We start from the raw sequence: 1,940 nt of genomic DNA on the forward strand, positions 1-1,940 counted from the left end.
GGCCGCAATCAGCACCACTGAAATAGGGCGGAATATCAGCTTCGGCTCATCCGGGAAGTAGACCCTGCCCCAGCTGGTACTGCGTCCTAGCAGTACCACCCACCACGCAACGGACCACAGCCAGAAGGCTTTCTGACCGGGCGTCAGCGTCCAGGGCTTGATCCAGAAAAGGGTAAACAGTGCGCCAAAAAGCAGCCATAAGGCTTGCCCGTTCTCAATCCAGTTAACCAGCCTCGCTTCGCTAATGGGCAGCGGGATCTCTGGAAAGAAAGGAAAGAGAACGGATAAAATAAAGAGCAGGGCCGTAACAAACGGCAGCTGGGCGTCCAGTTTCATGATTATTATTACCTGGAAAAATATTAGCCGTCTATTTTATCTGGGTATGTCGGCTACTGTTTGGCGATGTGTGCCAATTTGGGCATCTAAATTAGGATAATGATGATTCACGGTATGAATAGAAGAGAACTACCTTTGAGAGACATGTAAGCAGTGAGTTGTGATGAACGTCGTTGAAAGCGGTACGGGTAAGTGCTTGAATAGTGGCGGAGAGAGGGGGATTTGAACCCCCGGTAGAGTTGCCCCTACTCCGGTTTTCGAGACCGGTCCGTTCAGCCGCTCCGGCATCTCTCCGTTTTGATGACTGATATCATGCCAGGATATTGCGCATTTTAACAGTCCTCATCCAGTCAATTAAGTTCAAGTGACGAGTTTGCGAGCAAAACGATGATAAAGTGGCCCTGGAAAGCAAATGAAGCATCAAGGATGACAACCTATCCCTGGCAAGAGGCGCTTGCCATTCCGGTTCTGGCAAACCTCACGCCGGAGGAGCAGCATCGCCTTGTGCAGCTTGCCGAGCGCTTTTTACAGCAGAAGCGCCTGGCCCCCCTACAGGGGTTCGATCTGGATGCCCTCAAAAGCTGCCGTATTGCCCTGCTCTTTTGCCTGCCGGTGCTTGAGCTGGGCCTTGAGTGGCTTGACGGGTTTCACGAAGTGTTAATCTATCCTGCCCCCTTTGTTGTCGATGACGAGTGGGAAGATGATATTGGCCTGGTGCATAATCAGCGGGTGGTGCACTCTGGACAGAGCTGGCAGCAGGGGCCAATCGTCCTTAACTGGCTGGACATTCAGGACTCTTTTGATGCCTCAGGATATAATCTGATTATTCATGAAGTCGCGCATAAGCTTGATACCCGCAACGGCGACCGGGCCAGCGGCGTACCTATGATCACCCTGCGTGAAGTGGCTGGCTGGGAGCACGATCTCCACGCCGCCATGAACAATATCCAGGATGAGATCGATCTGGTAGGCGAAAGTACGGCCAGCATCGACGCCTATGCCGCAACCGATCCCGCCGAGTGCTTCGCGGTGCTCTCTGAGTACTTTTTTAGCGCGCCTGAACTGTTCGCGCCGCGCTTCCCTTCCCTGTGGCAGCGTTTCTGCCAGTTCTACCGTCAGGATCCGCTGGCACGTCTCCGCGCAAATTCTCCGCCTTTAGCCATGGGTCGATATCGCGTTCAGTAAAAACACAGCTTGTGCTTTAATTAGTCAATTGAATCAGCGCGTTAATTTTAGTGTTGACACAAAAATACGGGGCCAGTAATATGCGCCCCGTTCACACGATTCCTCTGTAGTTCAGTCGGTAGAACGGCGGACTGTTAATCCGTATGTCACTGGTTCGAGTCCAGTCAGAGGAGCCACTCTCTCAGCGATTGCTGTTCTAATCAGGCCACGTCTGGTCTTTTACTACATCTCCAATATGTCCTGCTGAAAAGTTCGCTAACGTATCCCCATACAGTTCGGGTAAATAATCCCCCAGTTCCGCTGACGTCACAGGCTGATTCGACGCCTTATCAAGATAGCAGACTGCGTTTGCAGGATTACCCACCCAGTCATCAGCAGGATCCCGGTAACGAACGATCAGCGAACCGCTGGGGTCACCT

Annotated in this window: 2 protein-coding genes, 2 tRNA genes and 1 pseudogene; 2 read left to right on the plus strand and 3 right to left on the minus strand. The window is 52.4% G+C overall.

Going from position 1 to position 1,940, the window contains the following annotated elements; translation table 11 throughout:
- Nucleotides 1-336: pseudogene (locus FN633_RS09265) on the minus strand (hypothetical protein); the annotation flags it as partial.
- Nucleotides 337-540: 204 nt separating this feature from the next.
- Nucleotides 541-630 (minus strand) — tRNA-Ser (locus FN633_RS09270).
- A 93-nt stretch (nucleotides 631-723) separates the two neighbouring features.
- Here FN633_RS09270 and mtfA point away from each other — a divergent pair.
- Both mtfA and FN633_RS09280 read left to right on the plus strand, forming a co-directional pair.
- The gene (gene mtfA, locus FN633_RS09275) at nucleotides 724-1,521 is read left to right on the plus strand and encodes a DgsA anti-repressor MtfA (protein ID WP_154057511.1); all 798 of its coding nucleotides are present in this window, start codon (nucleotides 724-726) and stop codon (nucleotides 1,519-1,521) included.
- 100 nt (nucleotides 1,522-1,621) lie between these two features.
- Nucleotides 1,622-1,697, plus strand: a tRNA-Asn gene (locus FN633_RS09280).
- Nucleotides 1,698-1,717: 20 nt separating this feature from the next.
- Here FN633_RS09280 and FN633_RS18385 read toward each other — a convergent pair.
- Nucleotides 1,718-1,940, minus strand: a 223-nt coding sequence (locus FN633_RS18385; protein ID WP_208674023.1) for a hypothetical protein, incomplete at its 5' end; no start/stop codon positions are given.

Origin of the sequence: Pseudescherichia vulneris, from assembly GCF_902164725.1 — a bacterium.
GTDB lineage: Bacteria > Pseudomonadota > Gammaproteobacteria > Enterobacterales > Enterobacteriaceae > Pseudescherichia > Pseudescherichia vulneris.

What these genes read in the sequence shown, in the direction of transcription:
- mtfA (WP_154057511.1), top strand. Translation starts at nt 724, where the DNA reads ATGATAAAGTGGCCCTGGAAAGCAAATGAAGCATCAAGGATGACAACC.